The 16,033-nt window shown below is 46.1% G+C and carries 17 protein-coding genes; 10 read left to right on the plus strand and 7 right to left on the minus strand.

The genetic code is table 11. From position 1 onward, the window contains the following. Window positions 1–12: 12 nt before the first annotated feature. The 9 genes from fhuB (at window position 13) to BBR47_RS04355 (ending at window position 10,800) form a co-directional block, all read left to right on the plus strand. On the plus strand, window positions 13–2,073 hold the full coding sequence (gene fhuB / locus BBR47_RS04315) for a Fe(3+)-hydroxamate ABC transporter permease FhuB (RefSeq protein WP_081437218.1): 2,061 nt from the start codon (window positions 13–15) through the stop codon (window positions 2,071–2,073). A gap of 120 nt (window positions 2,074–2,193) precedes the next feature. Next, the gene (locus BBR47_RS04320; RefSeq protein ID WP_231850556.1) at window positions 2,194–3,783 is read left to right on the plus strand and encodes a helix-turn-helix domain-containing protein; all 1,590 of its coding nucleotides are present in this window, start codon (window positions 2,194–2,196) and stop codon (window positions 3,781–3,783) included. Between the two features lie 117 nt (window positions 3,784–3,900). Continuing rightward, window positions 3,901–4,926 carry an ABC transporter substrate-binding protein gene (locus BBR47_RS04325; protein ID WP_012684531.1) on the plus strand — a complete coding sequence of 342 codons (1,026 nt, stop codon included), beginning with the start codon at window positions 3,901–3,903 and terminating at the stop codon, window positions 4,924–4,926. 257 nt (window positions 4,927–5,183) lie between these two features. Beyond that, a complete protein-coding gene (locus tag BBR47_RS04330) occupies window positions 5,184–6,242 on the plus strand; it encodes a fatty acid desaturase (RefSeq protein ID WP_012684532.1) in 1,059 nt (352 codons plus the stop codon). A gap of 63 nt (window positions 6,243–6,305) precedes the next feature. Then, on the plus strand, window positions 6,306–7,448 hold the full coding sequence (locus BBR47_RS04335) for a sensor histidine kinase (RefSeq protein ID WP_041749242.1): 1,143 nt from the start codon (window positions 6,306–6,308) through the stop codon (window positions 7,446–7,448). After that, window positions 7,445–8,044, plus strand: a complete 600-nt coding sequence (locus BBR47_RS04340) for a response regulator transcription factor (protein WP_012684534.1) — start codon at window positions 7,445–7,447, stop codon at window positions 8,042–8,044. The genes BBR47_RS04335 and BBR47_RS04340 overlap by 4 nt, the downstream gene beginning before the upstream one ends. Before the next feature lie 85 nt (window positions 8,045–8,129). Then, a complete protein-coding gene (locus BBR47_RS04345) occupies window positions 8,130–8,597 on the plus strand; it encodes a hypothetical protein (RefSeq protein ID WP_041749243.1) in 468 nt (155 codons plus the stop codon). Between the two features lie 206 nt (window positions 8,598–8,803). Continuing rightward, complete coding sequence (locus BBR47_RS04350; RefSeq protein ID WP_012684536.1) at window positions 8,804–9,373, plus strand: helix-turn-helix domain-containing protein; 570 nt, start codon at window positions 8,804–8,806, stop codon at window positions 9,371–9,373. Between the two features lie 173 nt (window positions 9,374–9,546). Continuing rightward, window positions 9,547–10,800 (plus strand): CynX/NimT family MFS transporter, encoded by a 1,254-nt coding sequence (locus BBR47_RS04355; protein WP_012684537.1) that lies wholly within the window; start codon window positions 9,547–9,549, stop codon window positions 10,798–10,800. Window positions 10,801–10,949: 149 nt separating this feature from the next. Here the strand turns inward: BBR47_RS04355 and BBR47_RS04360 are convergent, their stop codons facing one another. The 7 genes from BBR47_RS04360 to BBR47_RS04390 form a co-directional block, all read right to left on the minus strand. Beyond that, window positions 10,950–11,516, minus strand: a complete 567-nt coding sequence (locus tag BBR47_RS04360) for a hypothetical protein (protein ID WP_041749778.1) — start codon at window positions 11,514–11,516, stop codon at window positions 10,950–10,952. Window positions 11,517–11,711: 195 nt separating this feature from the next. Beyond that, the gene (locus BBR47_RS04365; protein WP_012684539.1) at window positions 11,712–12,005 is read right to left on the minus strand and encodes a spore coat protein; all 294 of its coding nucleotides are present in this window, start codon (window positions 12,003–12,005) and stop codon (window positions 11,712–11,714) included. 12 nt (window positions 12,006–12,017) lie between these two features. Further along, entirely contained in the window at window positions 12,018–12,212 is a 195-nt protein-coding gene (locus tag BBR47_RS04370; protein ID WP_012684540.1) for a hypothetical protein, read from the minus strand. Window positions 12,213–12,242: 30 nt separating this feature from the next. Further along, window positions 12,243–13,379 (minus strand): zinc-dependent alcohol dehydrogenase, encoded by a 1,137-nt coding sequence (locus BBR47_RS04375; RefSeq protein ID WP_012684541.1) that lies wholly within the window; start codon window positions 13,377–13,379, stop codon window positions 12,243–12,245. Window positions 13,380–13,394: 15 nt separating this feature from the next. Next, window positions 13,395–13,766, minus strand: a complete 372-nt coding sequence (locus BBR47_RS04380; protein WP_012684542.1) for a spore coat protein — start codon at window positions 13,764–13,766, stop codon at window positions 13,395–13,397. Between the two features lie 13 nt (window positions 13,767–13,779). Then, complete coding sequence (locus tag BBR47_RS04385) at window positions 13,780–14,025, minus strand: hypothetical protein (RefSeq protein WP_012684543.1); 246 nt, start codon at window positions 14,023–14,025, stop codon at window positions 13,780–13,782. A 221-nt stretch (window positions 14,026–14,246) separates the two neighbouring features. Continuing rightward, a complete protein-coding gene (locus BBR47_RS04390; RefSeq protein ID WP_012684544.1) occupies window positions 14,247–14,600 on the minus strand; it encodes a DUF805 domain-containing protein in 354 nt (117 codons plus the stop codon). A 205-nt stretch (window positions 14,601–14,805) separates the two neighbouring features. On the opposite strand from BBR47_RS04390, the gene speD reads away from it, so the two are divergent. Continuing rightward, a complete protein-coding gene (gene speD / locus BBR47_RS04395; RefSeq protein ID WP_012684545.1) occupies window positions 14,806–15,615 on the plus strand; it encodes an adenosylmethionine decarboxylase in 810 nt (269 codons plus the stop codon). Window positions 15,616–16,033 lie beyond the last annotated feature (418 nt).

Below are 16,033 nucleotides of genomic sequence, written 5' to 3' on the forward strand. Positions count from 1 at the left end.
GCCCAAAATAAAATGTTCACACGAACTGACATCACTCCAGCCACTTCCTCACAAAGAGGGGGCTGGAGATTGTTCTTGATGTTAGGGAGTGGACTTGTCGCTCTGTTAGTGCTTACATTTGTCAGTTTGACACAGGGGATGGCAGACATTTCTCTGCGTTCTGTTATACAGGCCATTATTGCTCCGCAGGACATTTCCGATCACCATATGATACAAGGTGTCAGGCTTCCGAGAACGGTCATGGGGCTTTTGTCTGGTGCAGCATTGGCGATTGCCGGAGCTTTGATGCAGACAGTGACACGAAACCCGCTCGCTTCGGAAACGACATTGGGAGTAAATGCGGGTGCCTATTTCTTCGTGGTGTTCGGGATGGTTTTTTGGCCATCATTCTTGCATGACCACCCGCTTCCATTTGCGATGGCGGGCGGAATACTCGCAGCCGTTACCGTATACTTCATGTCTGGCGGGCGAAAAGGCACGCCTGTGCGTGTGGCATTATCCGGGATGATCGTCACCTTGGTGTACTCCTCCTTGACGAGTGCCATCATCTTGTTTAACGAAGAAACGACAAATGGCATTTTCCTCTGGGGCTCGGGCTCCCTGAAGCAAAATGACTGGTCGGGTGTAGAATTCAGTTGGCCTTGGATTGTAGCTGGGATTTTAATCAGCTTTTTTATGGCCAGGCAGCTTGATGTACTTAGCCTTAATGAAGAAACGGCGAAGTCATTGGGGCAAAAGGTGGCAAAAACACGGCTTTTCACCATGTTTATTGCGATTTTGGTTACGTGCGTTAGTGTCAGTGTGGTAGGTCCAATCGGTTTCATCGGACTCGTGGCTCCGCATCTGGTGCGATTGTCAGGCATCACCCAGCATAGATGGCTGCTGCCGTTATGTGCCATCTGGGGGGCAGCGCTGCTTGTGGCTTCTGATACGATTGCACGTATGTTCATCAATCATTATGGTGAACTTCCGGCAGGAGCCATCACGGCTGCTATTGGTGGCCCATGGTTGATTTGGCTGGCTTTGCGTGTCTCGCGCAGTATGACTGCTGGGACTGGAGGCTCGATGAGTGTCGGTGGAGCACAACGCAAAGTTTCGTATCCATTGATTGTGTCTATGCTTACGGTGCTGCTCGTGGTTGTTTGGATGCTCAGCTTGTCTAGCGGAAACTTGTACCTGCCCTGGACGGAGATCATCGCCATTTTCATGGGACAAGGAAACGAGATGTACAGTCAATTGGTGTTGGAGCTTCGGATGCCGCGACTGTTGACAGCGATGTTGGCAGGTGTAGCACTCGCGATCAGCGGAAGTCTCATGCAGAGTGCAGTACGTAATCCACTGGCTGATCCGCAGATTGTCGGTGTCACGAGTGGTGCGGGTGTAGGGGCGATTATCGTGCTCCTCGTGCTTCCTCAATTCTCGGCTTGGATGCCCCTTGGGGCTGTTGCAGGGGGAATCATCTCTGCTGCGATTGTGTATGCAGTCTCTTGGAGAAGGGGACTCAATCCAATCATCTTGACGCTAGTAGGAATTGCGGTTTCTGCCGCAGGTGCCGCTCTTATTAATATTTTAATCGTACATTCGATGATCTTGGCAGCGCCTGCACTCACTTGGCTGGCAGGAAGTACATACGGGCGGGGATGGATGGAAGTAGGCCGCCTGTTGCCAACGATCCTCGTTTTAGCACCGATCGCGTGGTGGTTAGGACGTCGGGTGGACCTCTTGTCATTTAACGACGAGAGCTCGACTGGATTAGGGTTAAAGGTGCGGGTGACGAGGTTGTCTGTGGCAGTCATTGCCGTGCTGCTCGCTTCAGCGGCAGTTGCCAGTGTCGGAGCCGTAGGATTTATCGGTCTTCTCGCTCCACATGCAGCACGTATGCTGGTTGGCCCCCATCATCGCCGTGCAGTTGTCGTCTCAGCCATGTTTGGAGCTGTATTGTTGGCTGCTTCTGATTTGCTAGGAAGGATCGTCATGATTCCGAAAGATATTCCGGCGGGGGTCGTGGTGGCATTGCTAGGCGCGCCCTATCTGTTTTTGCTGATGTTCCGTTCGAATCGTCCCTCACAATAGACGTAGGCAAGCACAAGCACTTGCCAAATACAAAGATCTCCAACATGATGAAAGTAGAACAGGCTGATTCCGGCAATCAGCTTGTCTACTTTTTCTTGCTATTTCCGGTGATAGAAGGATGTGAATCCGTTGACGATTAATCAAGATTATCCTGGCTTTTTGATGACCGCCTTTCGCAAACAGCGATTGAAAAATTTTCACCTGCGTCAGGTGGAGATAAACACCCATGTCCTTTGCTATGTGGCAGAAGGAAGAGCAGAGATGACGGTTGATGGTCAAAAGCAGGTGCTCGACGCCGGAAAGCTCTTGTTGTTGCACCCGACGACGAAGATAGAAGAATTGCGGTGCCAATCAGGACCGTTGCACATATACAGACTGCATTACGCAGAAGCGAGACGCGATCAGCACGAGAGCGCTCCCGAGAGGAAAGAAGTCGAGGCTTTGGCTGTCTCTACACCCGCCTCATTTCTGACGGTATTGGAAGAGCTCTCGCAATTAACACGAAAACGGGATTACTCTTCTTTTTTGCGGAGCCAAGCGTTGCTCTACGAGCTGCTTGGTGTTGTTTATGATGAACAGAAAAAGAAAGAGGAAAAGGGCATTGGAACGATTGAGGAGACCATTGCCTACATGCAAAAACACTACCGAGAGTCACTGGAATTGGGAAGCTTGCCGAGTCTGGCGGGGTTGACCCCCAGCTCTTATTGCCGTGCTTTCAAACGTGTGACGGGAATGACACCCGGGGAGTATTTGACTGGGCTGCGGATGGAGCATGCCAAGGAGCTGCTTGCCCATTCTGGAGGAAGCGTGAAGGATGTAGCTCGTAACGTAGGTTATACCGATGAGCTGTATTTTAGTAGACTCTTCAAAAAACGCGAAGGATTGTCGCCGCAAATTTATATGAAGCAAAGTGACCAGCGGGTAGTCGTGGTCAGCAAGCTGTTTTTGCAGGATCATTTTCTTGCGATGGGAATTCAGCCGATTGCTGCCCCCTCCTTCCCGAGCTACTTTGAAACGAGGACGGGCTTTCCTTCTTATTTACAGCAAAAGCTGCGCGGGACAAAAGCATTGAATGCAGAGCAGCTGATCGATCCGAAAGAAATTTTAACGTTATCGCCTGATGTGATTGTCAGGATGAACTTTTTCCACAATCGGGAGGCAGGAGACTGGGAGAAAATAAGAGGAACGGTCTTTTTTGACGGTTATCCGAATTGGATTGACTACCAGACCAGATTGGCGACGCTCTTCAAGAAAGAGAGTCAGGCAGAGAAAATCATCAAGCACATCGATAACGTGGAAAAACAAGCAAGAGATGCACTGTTGCCGGTTACACGCACGGGTGAATGGACGATGATTCGCGTCCTTGCGGATGAGGTGCGCCTATATGGTGTAGAGGGGCACGCCCTCGCTGATTTGTTTTATCACAAGCTTGGATTTGCGCCTGATCCGAATGTGACCCACGCGGCCTATATACCAAATGCGCTCAACGATCTGATCGAATTAAACCCGGAGCGAATCATCGTGTTCTGGAGTGAACGGGAGCATGTGGCAGCACTGTGGAACAACCCGTTGTGGAGAGACATGCGTGCGGTGAGGGAAAACAAAGTGTACCATCCCGCCAATCACGAATGGGACCCATGGGGACCGTTTGGCAGAGAGCATACGATTCAAAGGAGCAAAGCGTATTTTCTCCAGGTTGCACAGGGGTAATCTGGTCCATGGGAATTAGACAATCACGTCCATAGAAAAGTAAGAGGAGTCTCTATATACTATCAATTGATAATTATTATCACTAAGTTGATAAGTAGAAGTGGGGGCTCTCTCGATATGAAAAGTAAGACCAGTTTACGTACCATGCGCCACATCATGACCAGCTTCTTCGCGCTGTGCTTGCTGGTTGTCCTTGCCGGTTGTGGAGGCAATGCCAATCAAGCTCAACAAGCGCCAGCTGCATCAGGAACGACGACTGAGGCTACTCCAACATCAGCACCAGCCGATTCCAATGAAGTACGTGAAGTGAAACACGCAATGGGTACCACTCCGATCAAGGGAACACCAGAACGCGTGGTAATTTTAACAAATGAAGGTACCGAAGCCTTGCTTGCACTTGGCGTTAAGCCAATCGCTGCTGTACAGTCATGGGATGAAGATCCTTGGTATCCTCACATCAAGGATGAGATGACAGGTGTAGAAGTGTTGGGCTTCGAAGACCAGCCGAATCTCGAAGCGATTGTAAGCCTGAGCCCTGATTTGATCATCGGGAACAAAGTACGTCATGAAAAGATTTACGATCAACTGTCCAAAATCGCTCCAACCGTATTCTCAGAAGAGCTGTCCGGCAGATGGAAAAGCAACTTCATGCTTTATGCAGAAGCACTAAACAAGAAGTCGGAAGGCGAACAAGTCCTGAAAGAATTCGATGATCGTGTAGCTGCTGCGAAAGCAAAGCTGGGTCCGAAAGCTTCTACCAAAGTATCCGTAGCAAAATTCTCCAAAAAAGGTGTACAAATCTATCAAAAAGATACCTTTAGCGGTGTGTTGCTCGATCAACTGGGACTCGCACGTCCAGCTTCCCAGGACGTAAACAACTTTGCAGAAATGATTAGTGAAGAAGGTATGTCCGCTATGGATGGGGACATCCTGTTCTACTGGGTAACGGAGCCAACGAAAGAATCTAAAGATGTTTCGAACAACGCGAAAAAATGGATGGAAAGCCCGGTTTTCAAATCTCTGAATGTGGCGAAGACCAATCAAGTTTACCAAGTAGACGAAACGGTTTGGAACAAAGCAGGCGGCATCAAGGCAGCGAATTTGCTGCTCGAAGATATCGTGAAGCGCCTCGATGTGAAGTAAGAACAATACGGCGTCAAAGCGAGAGACCTCATCCGAAGTATGGATGGGGTCTTTTCTTGGCATAATATGGTATGGGATGGTTGCTTAGTTTATGTACCTTAAATTTTCAAGTCGCTTGTTCAACCATGACATTTGTCATGTCTCCGACTTGACGTTTATGACTACAGCGGCCAGACGCTATTTTCTACAATATAGATAGAATATAGTGTCCGGCGCACTCCACGTCTCATGCGCTTCGGTCGAGGAGGAAACGATTGATGCATCAAGCCAACATTGCCGAGTTGAAAAAGAATGTTGCCCCCTTTGAAAAATCAGACATGAAAAAGAGTATCCGACAGCTAATCAATACGTTAGTTCCGCTGATTCTGCTTTGGTACGGAGCTTATCTCAGTCTATCTGTGTCCTATTGGCTGACGCTGCCTATCGTCATTGTTGCAGCTGGCTTCGTCATCCGTACCTTCATCATTTGCCACGATTGCTGCCACCAATCCTTTTTCAAAAATCGTCGGGCGAATGACATTGTGGGGACGATTACTGGTGTGATTACCCTCGTTCCGTATGAACAGTGGAAAAATAGTCACAATATTCACCATGCAACGAGCAGCAACCTCGACAAACGAGGCGTAGGCGATCTGTGGATGTTGACTGTTAATGAATATCTCGAATCTCCTATCTGGCGTAAAATTGCTTATCGGCTGTATCGTAATCCGATTGTTATGTTTGGCTTGGGACCTATTTTTGTCTTTTTGCTCCAATATCGTTTTAATGTAAAACGTGCTCGCCGCAAAGAGCGGTTGAATACGTATCTGACGAATTTGCTGCTGGTCGGTCTTTATGCGGTCTTAATCTGGGCGGTTGGCTGGCAAGCATTTCTGTTGATTCAAGGTCCGATCTTTTTTGTCTCAGGATTGTTTGGGATTTGGCTGTTTTATGTACAGCATACGTATGAGGATTCGTATTTTGAGAACGAAGAAGAGTGGAGCTATGTGAAAGCAGCAGTAGAAGGAAGCTCCTACTACAAGCTGCCAAAGGTTTTGCAATGGCTCACAGGCAATATTGGCTTTCACCACGTCCATCATTTAAGCCCACGGGTACCGAATTACAACCTGGAAAAAGCACATAACGAGACACCACCGCTTCAGAAGGCGACAACGATTACACTGGCGGCCAGCGTGCAGTGCCTGCGTTTTCATTTATGGGATGAGAGCAACAAGCGCTTTGTGAGCTTTAAAGGCATCAAGCGATTGACTGCTGCTCGATCAGAAGCGATCATGGATGCACTTCAAGGCTCCAAACCGAGTTTGGAAGGAAAATAAGCCTGCCATAAACCTTTGAATTCCGATACACTTGAGAGAGTGGCGAAGAAAAGGTGGGCAATCATGCAGAAGCAGAAGTGGTATCACATTCTTCAAAAAAATACGGGCTTGAGCCCTTATGTGTGGGTTGTTTTCTACATCCTGCCATTCTATTTCATCTTCCGATCATCCTCGACGTACGAAGCGGTGATCGGAATCATCATGATCATTCTGTTTTTCATTTGCTATGTTTTCTCCTTTCTGTCAAAGGGCTGGCTGATTTACTTTTGGACGGGTGTGCAGATCATCATATCCATCGCCATGACCTTGATGTTCGGCTATGTGTATTTCTCGCTCTTCTTGGCGTTTTTTATCGGGAATATCGAGAACAAGATCGGCTTTGTTACGCTGTACACGGTTCATTTGATTAGTACCGCCATATCGGTCAACATCGGTTTTTTCACCAAAAACGCGCAATTGATTGGCCAGCTTCCGTTTGTTTTGGTTAGCATGGTTGCTGTCATTCTCTTGCCCGTGACCACGTACAACTGGAATAAGCGCGAGAAGCTCCAGGGAGAGCTGGAGCATGCGAACAAGCGGATTTCAGAGCTGGTCAAGCTAGAGGAACGCCAACGCATTGCCCGTGACTTGCACGATACGTTGGGGCAGAAGCTCTCCCTGATTGGGTTGAAAAGTGATTTGGCGAACAAGCTGATCAACAAAAATCCTGCTCTTGCGAGAACGGAGCTGGAGGAAATCAGGCAAACGGCGCGAATCGCTTTGAAAGAAGTACGGGAAATGGTCACACAAATGCGTGGGACGCGGCTTGAGGATGAGATGTTTCGGATCAAACAAATTTTCAAGGCAGCGGATATTGAGTTCGTGCTGGAAGGCGACACGAATCTGACCAATACTTCGCTGATGACAGAAAACGTGCTTTGCATGTGCCTGAAAGAAGCGGTCAACAATATTGTGAAGCATAGCAATGCCACTGCCTCCTCCATTGTCATCGAACCCACTCGTACCGATCTCGTTGTAAGCGTAACGGATAATGGCATTGGAATGGCGGAGGAATTGGTTTACCGGGGCAACGGTTTGCGTGGGATGAAGGAACGGCTGGAATTTGTCAACGGAAGCATGGAAATCCAGTCCTCAGTCTCTGGAACACAGCTAGTGATCCGGGTACCCAACATCTTCAAACAACCGGAACAGGAGGCGGGAAGATGATTCGCATTGTCATTGCAGAGGATCAGAGAATGCTCTTGGGAGCCCTTGCTTCCCTGCTCGATTTGGAAGAGGATATGAAGGTCGTCGGAAAAGCAAGTAATGGTGAGGATGCGGTCAAGCTCGTGCATCAGCATCAGCCCGACATTTGCATTATGGATATCGAAATGCCAGTCAAAAGTGGATTAGACGCTGCCGAGGAATTGAAAGGCAGCGGGTGCAAGGTGATGATTCTTACAACCTTTGCTCGCCCCGGTTACTTCGAACGAGCTCTGAAGGCAGGAGCAAACGGCTACTTGCTCAAGGACAGCCCGAGCGAAGAGCTGGCTAGCTCGATTCGCAGCATTATGGCTGGGCGGCGGATCTATGCGCCTGAGCTGGTCGATGAGGCATACGGGCAGGAGAATCCGCTGACGGAGCGGGAAAAGGAAGTCCTGCTTTTGGTCGCTGACGGGAAGAACACCAAGGAGATTGCCAGTCAGCTGTACATTACGACAGGGACTGTGCGGAATTACATCTCCGTCATTCTCGACAAGCTCGGTGTGAGCAATCGGATCGAGGCGATTATGCATTCAAAGGAAAAAGGCTGGTTTAAGTAGCAGACCAACTGGAGAAGGCCCTTTCTGTTTTGACAGGAAGGGTTTTATTATATTTCGGCGGAGCCGTGGATGGAGGGTTACTCGGTTGGCACTGAATAAAATAGAAGTGAAGAAGATGACAAGTAAATACTGCGATAATGAACACGAGCGTGTCTTGATTGATGAGGTCCCACTTGATGTTATTGTTCATTCTTTTTACCCAGATCATCATTTGGACGGATTGATTCCGACTATTCTAGACTGGATAGATGAACCAAGAGAGAAGGCTTTTGTACGAAGCCGATATCTTTCGTTCAAGCAGAGAGAAATGCTTCCCATATTGATGTGTCCCGACGATTGTGACTTGTGGTGCACATTAATTATCGCTGAAGTTGTAAGGTTTGAGGGCACTATCAAGTGGGAGCGAATGGGTATCGACCAATGCACGAGGGAAGACTTGATTAAAAGTTTTGAAAATATAGGGACAAAAGTGGAGTGGCTTGAAAAAGTACCAAGTATGACGTTTCAACCAGAGGAGTATGACTCTCAAATTAGCAAGTTGATAAGGGAATAGGGCACTTGTTGGATGTAAGCCTAGTAACAGAGGAATGCGAGCAGAAGATAAGAGAAAACAGACCTGATCAAAGTATAATATAATACGCATAATGAATGTTATGATTGATGATCTGGTATATTTAGTATGATTTCATCACTATCGTATAGGAATGCTACTAGCCTATTTTTTATAGTTTTCATTGTTATGGTAAAGGGAGGCTTAACGTGAATCCAGAAACCGATGATCCTAAACAAGTTGTTTTACAGGTTGGAGGGGTATTAAAAAAAATTCGTAAAGAGAAGCATTTGAGCCTGGAAGATTTATCAGAATTATCCGGTGTGAGCAAGCTGACACTTGGAAATATTGAGCGTGGAGAAACCAACCCAACAATCGGGGTGCTATGGAAAATTTCGAAATGCTTATCTATCCCACTCTTGGCGTTATTCTCAACCGAGAACAGTGTAAATCTGTCCAGAGCTGGGAAGGGACTCAGAATTGCTGGGGATAATAAAGATTGGGTCATTGAGCCAATCTTTCAAAACGTAAGTAATGAAATTGAAACGTGTAGAGCTTATTTACAGCCGAATAGCTCATACTATCCAGAGAAGCATCACCACAATACAACGGAAATTGCGACGGTCATGTCAGGAACCCTTTCCATCCATGTAAATAATGAGTCATACGTCTTGAATCAGTATGATTCGATTAGTTTTTGTGCAGATGGCACGCATTCCTATATAAATCAGTCCGACGAGCTTGTTGTGCTCCATATTATATTGAAATACGGGGTTTAATATCGATCCCTTGTATGTTCATAGACTACCACGACTATGACCCTTTATCGACCGAATGGTTGCTAGAGGGTCTTTTTTATATTATAGTATACGTAATTTGTTAAAAAGTATATTATAATATACTTTTGCTAATGAACTCCTGTATCCAATCTAATAGACAAAGAGGGAAAATGATGAGCACGCAAGAGATGAAATCAAAACCAAATGTTGCCAGATCAGCAGTTTGGGTGGTTATTGTAGGAATCATATTTATTGCAGCCAATTTACGGGCTCCTTTAACCTCAGTGGGGCCTCTAGTTGGTCTTATTAGGGACGATGTTCATATTTCGAATACGCTGGCAGGTATGATTACCACGTTGCCCCTATTAGCTTTTGCACTTTTTTCTCCTATTGTTCCTAAATTAGGACGAAGGTTTGGAGTAGAAGGAATCATTCTAATTTCCATCATCCTTCTTACTTTTGGGGTTATTTTGCGTTCTTTCTCAGGAATCGGTACTTTATATATCGGTACCGCTGTTCTTGGATTGGCAATTTCCGTTTCTAATGTATTGTTGCCAAGTCTTATAAAGCGGGAGTTTCCTAGACAAATTGGTTTAATGACTGGTGTATATTCCATTTCTATGAATTTATTAGGGGCAATTGCATCTGGTATTAGTGTTCCCATTGCAGTTGGATTAGGAGTTGGATGGCGAGGGGCGTTGGGAATATGGGCCATTCTTAGTTTGGTATCTGTATTATTTTGGTTACCTCAAATGAAACGCCGCAATAGGGAAACAGCCACGATTCAAAATCAATCGGCGGATAGCAGTGTGAATATATGGCGTTCCGCACTAGCGTGGCAAGTAACCTTGTTTATGGGACTCCAATCTACGTTTTTCTATGTACTAATTACATGGCTACCTGAAATCTTAAAACAGCAAGGAATAAGTTCAGATCAAGCTGGTTGGTTCCTATCCGTTATGCAGTTAGCCGTGCTTCCCTTTACTTTTATCGTTCCGATTATCGCTGGGCGTATGTCCAGCCAACGTTTATTAGTTACGATTACGGCCATTTTGCTTTTAATGGGAACGCTTGGATTACTTTACGGTAGCGCGAATTTCATTGTTTGGTGGATCATCATGCTCGGAATTGGTGGAGGTTTTGCATTTAGTTTATCGATGATGTTTTTTGGTTTACGTACAGAGAATGCTCAACAGGCTGCAGAGCTGTCCGGTATGGCTCAATCAGTTGGATACCTGCTTGCCGCAATAGGCCCGACCCTTTTCGGATATCTGCATGATGCAACGGATAGCTGGACGGTTCCCCTTCTACTTTTGGTTTGTGCGTCAATCTTGCTCTTTGTATTTGGTCTAGGTGCAGCTAGAAATCGTTCTATTGGTTCAAAAGCAACGATTCCACCGAGTAACACTCCGCCAAATGCGAAGTAAGCAAACCAGGCGTGCACTTTTAGCTTTCCCAGCCTATGGCCAAAAAGAAAAGGAAACAAGCTGATGTCGATGGAGTTTCGACGTCAGCTTGTAGATGAGAGGATGCTATGTTTTTATCTATTATGGATACAGTTATCCAATTGGTCTGATTAGCCTAAACGTTTGATCAGGTTCATATTTCCAGAACTTCTGATCACAATCCATCCGTCAGGAATAGGCGAGCCTAGCATCACCCATACCTCCTGATTAGAGGGAGCGTTGTTCAGATTTTTAAGCAGGTTCATGGTTCCGGTACTTCTGATCACAACCCATCCAGGTGGCATTGGGGAACCGAGCATGACCCAAACCTCCTCATTAGAAGAGGCGCTGTTCAGATTTTTAAGCAGGTTCATGGTTCCGGTACTTCTGATGACGACCCATCCAGGTGGCATTGGGGAACCAAGCATGACCCAAACTTCGTAACCAGCCGGAGCATTGTTCATATCCTTAATCAGGTTCATGGTTCCGGTACTTCTGATCACGACCCATCCGCTTGGAATAGGGGAGCCGAGCATGACCCAGACTTCCTGACCAAATGCGGCATTTTTGATTATTGTTTTTGCGGAGGCTGGCGCCTTCTTCTGTAAAGGTAGAGCGGCCCCATGGGCTTCTGCGGCTAAACATGGTACAGCGACAACTGAGCTTAATGTCAGGATGATCAAGGCTTTCTTAAACATGAACATCAACCTTTCTTGACAATAGTAATGTAGCTCTGAAACGCTCATCGAGTGGATGCTATGAGATAGATATTATCGCTCCTCCCTAAAAATGCCTATATATACCATTTTATAGGATGACCATCCCTTTTACTTTAGGAGATATTGTCGAATAGTAGACAAAATATAAAAAGCACCCAAAAAGGGTGCTTCACTTCACGGAAGATGTAACGCGGTCTGGATATTTTGCTGATCCAATTCAATCTGCTCGGCAATATTCCATGGATGGTACCAGCCTCGCTCAATCATGTATAGGCTGATCTTTTCGTGCAAATCGATTGCTTCTTCCAATTGCTTGGTTAGTGTTGCCTTAATTTCTGGGGTGCCTGTTTCTGTCAGTGCCATCGCATAATTCCGTACACCGCTCTTTGCGGAGATGAGAAGGTCCATGGCGATTACTTGATCCGTCAGGCCACCCATACCAGCTAAGCTTTGAAGAATGCCAGTCATGCGTTTGTCCCCCTATGAATTTGCTTTTGTCAGTAGAGAGCTCAGCTCCTGAAGCTGTCTGGTGGATACGAGAACATCGTCAGCCAAAAGCTGTCTCAACGTCTCATCGGAAACGAGGCCTTGCATTGTCTTGGACTTGGTCATGCAAATGGTTTTAAAAGTAGCAATTTCATGCAGTTCAAGCTGTTCGTGCAATCCGTAACTCATCGCAGAGGTCCCCTCCTTCCCATCATTTGATCAAGGCTTTAGAACGACTTTGATGCAATTGTCCGTTTTCGTATCAAACACTTCGTATCCACGCTTTGCTTCACCCAAGGGAATGACGTGCGTGATGATGTCGCCTGGATCGACTTTTCCGGTGGTAATGAGCTCATACATATAGGGCATGTAGTGGATCACAGGAGCTTGTCCGGAACGTATGTTGACATTGCGCTGCATGATGTCTCCGAGAGGGAAGGCATTATAGCGCCCGCCATAAACACCGGTAATTTGGATCGTACCGCCTTTGCGGACTGCTTGGGAAGCGATGACGATTGCCCCCATAGCGCCTCCTTGCAGCTTCAAGCCACTCGCTAGAAACTCCAGGTCGGACATTTTTCCATCCATACCAACAGCATCGATGACAACATCAGCGCCACCCTTCGTGATTTCTTTCAGGTAGTTACCGATATTTTCCTTTTGCTCAAAGTTAACGATTTCTACGTTGTTCGTACGTTTTGCATGTTGCAGGCGGTACTCGATATAATCAACCGCGATCACACGTTTTGCACCTTTCAGCCAGCAAAACTTTTGGACAAGAAGACCTACGGGTCCGCAGCCCAGAACGATCACGGTATCCCCGTCTTTGACACCTGCGTTATCTACGCTCCAATAGGCAGTTGGCATGGCATCGGCAATCAAGCACAGCTTTTCATCCTCTACTTCGCAGTTTTCAGGTAGCTTGAAATGGGTAAAGTTCGCAAACGGCACCCGCAAATACTCTGCCTGTCCCCCAGGATAACCGCCAGTTGTACCGGAATATCCGAAAAAACCACCCATATCGCCATTCTCGTTTGAATTGTCACATTGGCTTTCTAAATGGTTTTTGCAATAAAAGCATTCGCCGCAAGCGATCGTAAATGGAATAATGACGCGATCGCCCTTTTTCAGCTTGGTTACACCAGGGCCAACCTCTTCGACAATACCCATTGGTTCGTGACCGATAATATAATCCTCTTGCAAATTGGGGATCATGCCATGAACTAAATGGAGATCGGATCCGCATATGGCGGTGCTTGTCAATTTCACGATCATATCATCGGGTTTTTCAAGCTTCGGATCGGGCACCTCTTTTACTACTACGTTTTTAATGCCTTGGTATGTAACAGCTTTCATCGATAAGTTCCTCCATCAGTGGTGTTCATCTGGTGTCCGATCGAACATGCTTTTTCGCGAAGTATCTTCAGGGAAAAGGTTCATTTGCCCGATTTGGATCGTTTCCAAGGCTGAGAGGTGGTCTAGTTGATACTGTTCATGAAGCTCGTAGGGATGGAACCATTTTTTACTGAGCATCAGCTCGGCGATTTCTTGATGGAGAGCAATTCCTTGGTGGAGTTGTTTCCGCAATACGGCTCTTGCTTCCGGAGTAATGGTTTCAGTCAGAGCGATTGCTGTGTTTCGGACGCCTTCCTTGGCACGAATGAGGAAGTCCATAGCAAAAGTCATATCTGCTTTCTCCGGCATGTTTAACGCATTTATGGGATCTTGATAATCGTTGTTCATCGGATTTTCACCTTCAGTTTATGATGGGGGTCGGGCGAGTTTGCGGGATCGGTGCCTGGAAGGGTGCGTTCTTGTAAATAGCCTGAAGCTCCTCGATTGCTTGCAAGGATTGTTCTACGTCTTTTTGCATCAGCGCTCGTAAATCCTGATCGAATACGATGCCTTGCATCAGCTTGGATTTGGCGAGACAGAGTGTTTTGAAGTTGAGTACTTCATGAATATCCAGTGATTCATGGGCAGCCAGCGTCTGTTTATTCATCGTACAATCCTCCTTTTGGGCGTTTTTACAGTTCTATTCTGTCCTAAGCACATCTTGGTATTCCAAAGAAGTCTTCCGACGGGGTTTTTGTTTTCTGAATAGTCAGTACAAAAAGGGGGTGGGTGTGTCACAAGTAAACAAAGGAGGGACGAGCATGGCAAAAGAGTTCTTTGAGCTAAAAATAAAAAACCTCTCCCTTATGAGGAGAGGCGATAGAGACATTAGAATGATTGCGAAGCTTTAGGATTCGCACCGTATTGGTTGTCTCCCTGGCTGTCTTGACACATGAAAACGATCAAGATAATTGCACCGATAAAAGGAATTAACCCAAGAAGCATCCACCAACCACTTCTTCCTGTATCGTGCAATCGGCGAGCAGTTACGCTCAAACTAGGCAGTAATACTGCTAGTGAATAGATATAGCCCAAAACAGATGCAGTACCAATTAATGAGTCTACGAGAGCAATTACCAGAGATACGATGATGTTGAACAAAGTGAACATCCAATATTCTTGACGTCTAGCTCTTCCTGCAAAAGCGACGTATTGTTTCAATACGCTTGTATACCAATGCATGATAATTTCCCCCTTTCTTCTAAATTTTGACACACTTCGATATTTTATCACTAAACCCAAGGGATTAGAACCATATTCTGCTAAGTTTCCCTGATGCTATTGAATCAATTTTTAATAGGACAAAAGTAATGGGTATTTATGAACGAGATAGAGGAAAAAGTAAGACAAACCGAGTTTTGGATGCTACTACAGGGGGAAATGACGCTTGGAACAAAAAACAGAACATAACGTTACGCTGCATGGCTTCAATAATTTGACCAAGTCACTCAGCTTCAATATGTACGACATCTGCTACACGAAAACAAAAGAGGAACGGGAAGCGTATATCGAATACATAGATGAACAATACAATGCAGAGAGATTGACGAGTATCCTGAAAAACGTGTCGGATATTATCGGCGCACATGTACTGAATGTGGCCAAGCAAGATTATGTACCTCAAGGCGCGAGCGTCACTTTTCTTGTATCCGAGGGGCCTGTTGTAGAAGTCCCTACTGAATCTTATGAGGAATCCCCCGGACCTTTGCCTGAAAATGTGGTGCTGCAATTGGACAAGAGCCATATTACGGTGCATACGTATCCAGAGTACCATCCAACAGAGGGCATCAGTACATTCCGGGCCGATATCGACGTGTCGACTTGTGGCGAAATTTCCCCGCTCAAAGCGCTCAATTATTTAATTCGTTCGTTTGATACAGACCTGATGACAATTGATTACAAGGTGCGCGGTTTTACCCGGGATATCCATGGATATAAGCTGTTTATCGATCACGACATCAGTTCTATCCAAAATTATATTCCCGAGGAAATTAAGGAATTGTTCCACATGATTGATGTGAATGTGTACCAAGATAATATTTTCCACACGAAATGCAAACGCAGGGAATTTGATCTGAACAATTATTTGTTTGGATACACGAAGGATAGGCTGACACCAGAGGAGCAGGAGGATATTACGAAGCAATTGCAGATAGAGATGGACGAGATTTACTATGGGAAAAATTTTGTGAATTAAAGAGGAAGCTTTTTTCGTAGCTGTAGTGGGGGAAAGAAGCGCATTTCCAGTCTACGCTTCGGCCTCCGCCCCGCAAGGGGGATTGACTGTCCGCTCCAAAATGAATGGCGGGAGCGCTTCAAACGTAGACAGTTTCGAGGAAGTATCTCATAAGTGAAGCTGAAATTCCCCGCCATTCATTCCTACGCTGAGTTGGGCTCCAGAGGCGCTTGGACTGGAAATGCACTTCTTTCCACGCAGCTTTGTGTGTTTCCCTGAACATTAATTCAAAGATCGAAAATCGAAGTACTTTCTACAGGTTACACAATACGATGAAACAAAAGATCATCTCTCTCAAAAGACTTCTAGACATCACTAACAAAATGATCTAACCCCCGAAATAATCCTCTGCTGTTCGAAAGTCATGGCACATGTTTGG

The sequence above is a fragment of the Brevibacillus brevis NBRC 100599 genome (genome assembly GCF_000010165.1).
GTDB lineage: Bacteria > Bacillota > Bacilli > Brevibacillales > Brevibacillaceae > Brevibacillus > Brevibacillus brevis_D.

Coding starts and splice junctions, on each gene's coding strand:
- fhuB (WP_081437218.1), top strand. CDS start 13: ATGTTCACACGAACTGACATCACTCCAGCCACTTCCTCACAAAGAGGG.
- BBR47_RS04325 (WP_012684531.1), top strand. CDS start 3,901: ATGAAAAGTAAGACCAGTTTACGTACCATGCGCCACATCATGACCAGC.
- BBR47_RS04330 (WP_012684532.1), top strand. CDS start 5,184: ATGCATCAAGCCAACATTGCCGAGTTGAAAAAGAATGTTGCCCCCTTT.
- BBR47_RS04335 (WP_041749242.1), top strand. CDS start 6,306: ATGCAGAAGCAGAAGTGGTATCACATTCTTCAAAAAAATACGGGCTTG.
- BBR47_RS04340 (WP_012684534.1), top strand. CDS start 7,445: ATGATTCGCATTGTCATTGCAGAGGATCAGAGAATGCTCTTGGGAGCC.
- BBR47_RS04355 (WP_012684537.1), top strand. CDS start 9,547: ATGAGCACGCAAGAGATGAAATCAAAACCAAATGTTGCCAGATCAGCA.
- BBR47_RS04360 (WP_041749778.1), bottom strand. CDS start 11,516: ATGTTTAAGAAAGCCTTGATCATCCTGACATTAAGCTCAGTTGTCGCT.
- BBR47_RS04365 (WP_012684539.1), bottom strand. CDS start 12,005: ATGACTGGCATTCTTCAAAGCTTAGCTGGTATGGGTGGCCTGACGGAT.
- BBR47_RS04370 (WP_012684540.1), bottom strand. CDS start 12,212: ATGAGTTACGGATTGCACGAACAGCTTGAACTGCATGAAATTGCTACT.
- BBR47_RS04375 (WP_012684541.1), bottom strand. CDS start 13,379: ATGAAAGCTGTTACATACCAAGGCATTAAAAACGTAGTAGTAAAAGAG.
- BBR47_RS04380 (WP_012684542.1), bottom strand. CDS start 13,766: ATGAACAACGATTATCAAGATCCCATAAATGCGTTAAACATGCCGGAG.
- BBR47_RS04385 (WP_012684543.1), bottom strand. CDS start 14,025: ATGAATAAACAGACGCTGGCTGCCCATGAATCACTGGATATTCATGAA.
- BBR47_RS04390 (WP_012684544.1), bottom strand. CDS start 14,600: ATGCATTGGTATACAAGCGTATTGAAACAATACGTCGCTTTTGCAGGA.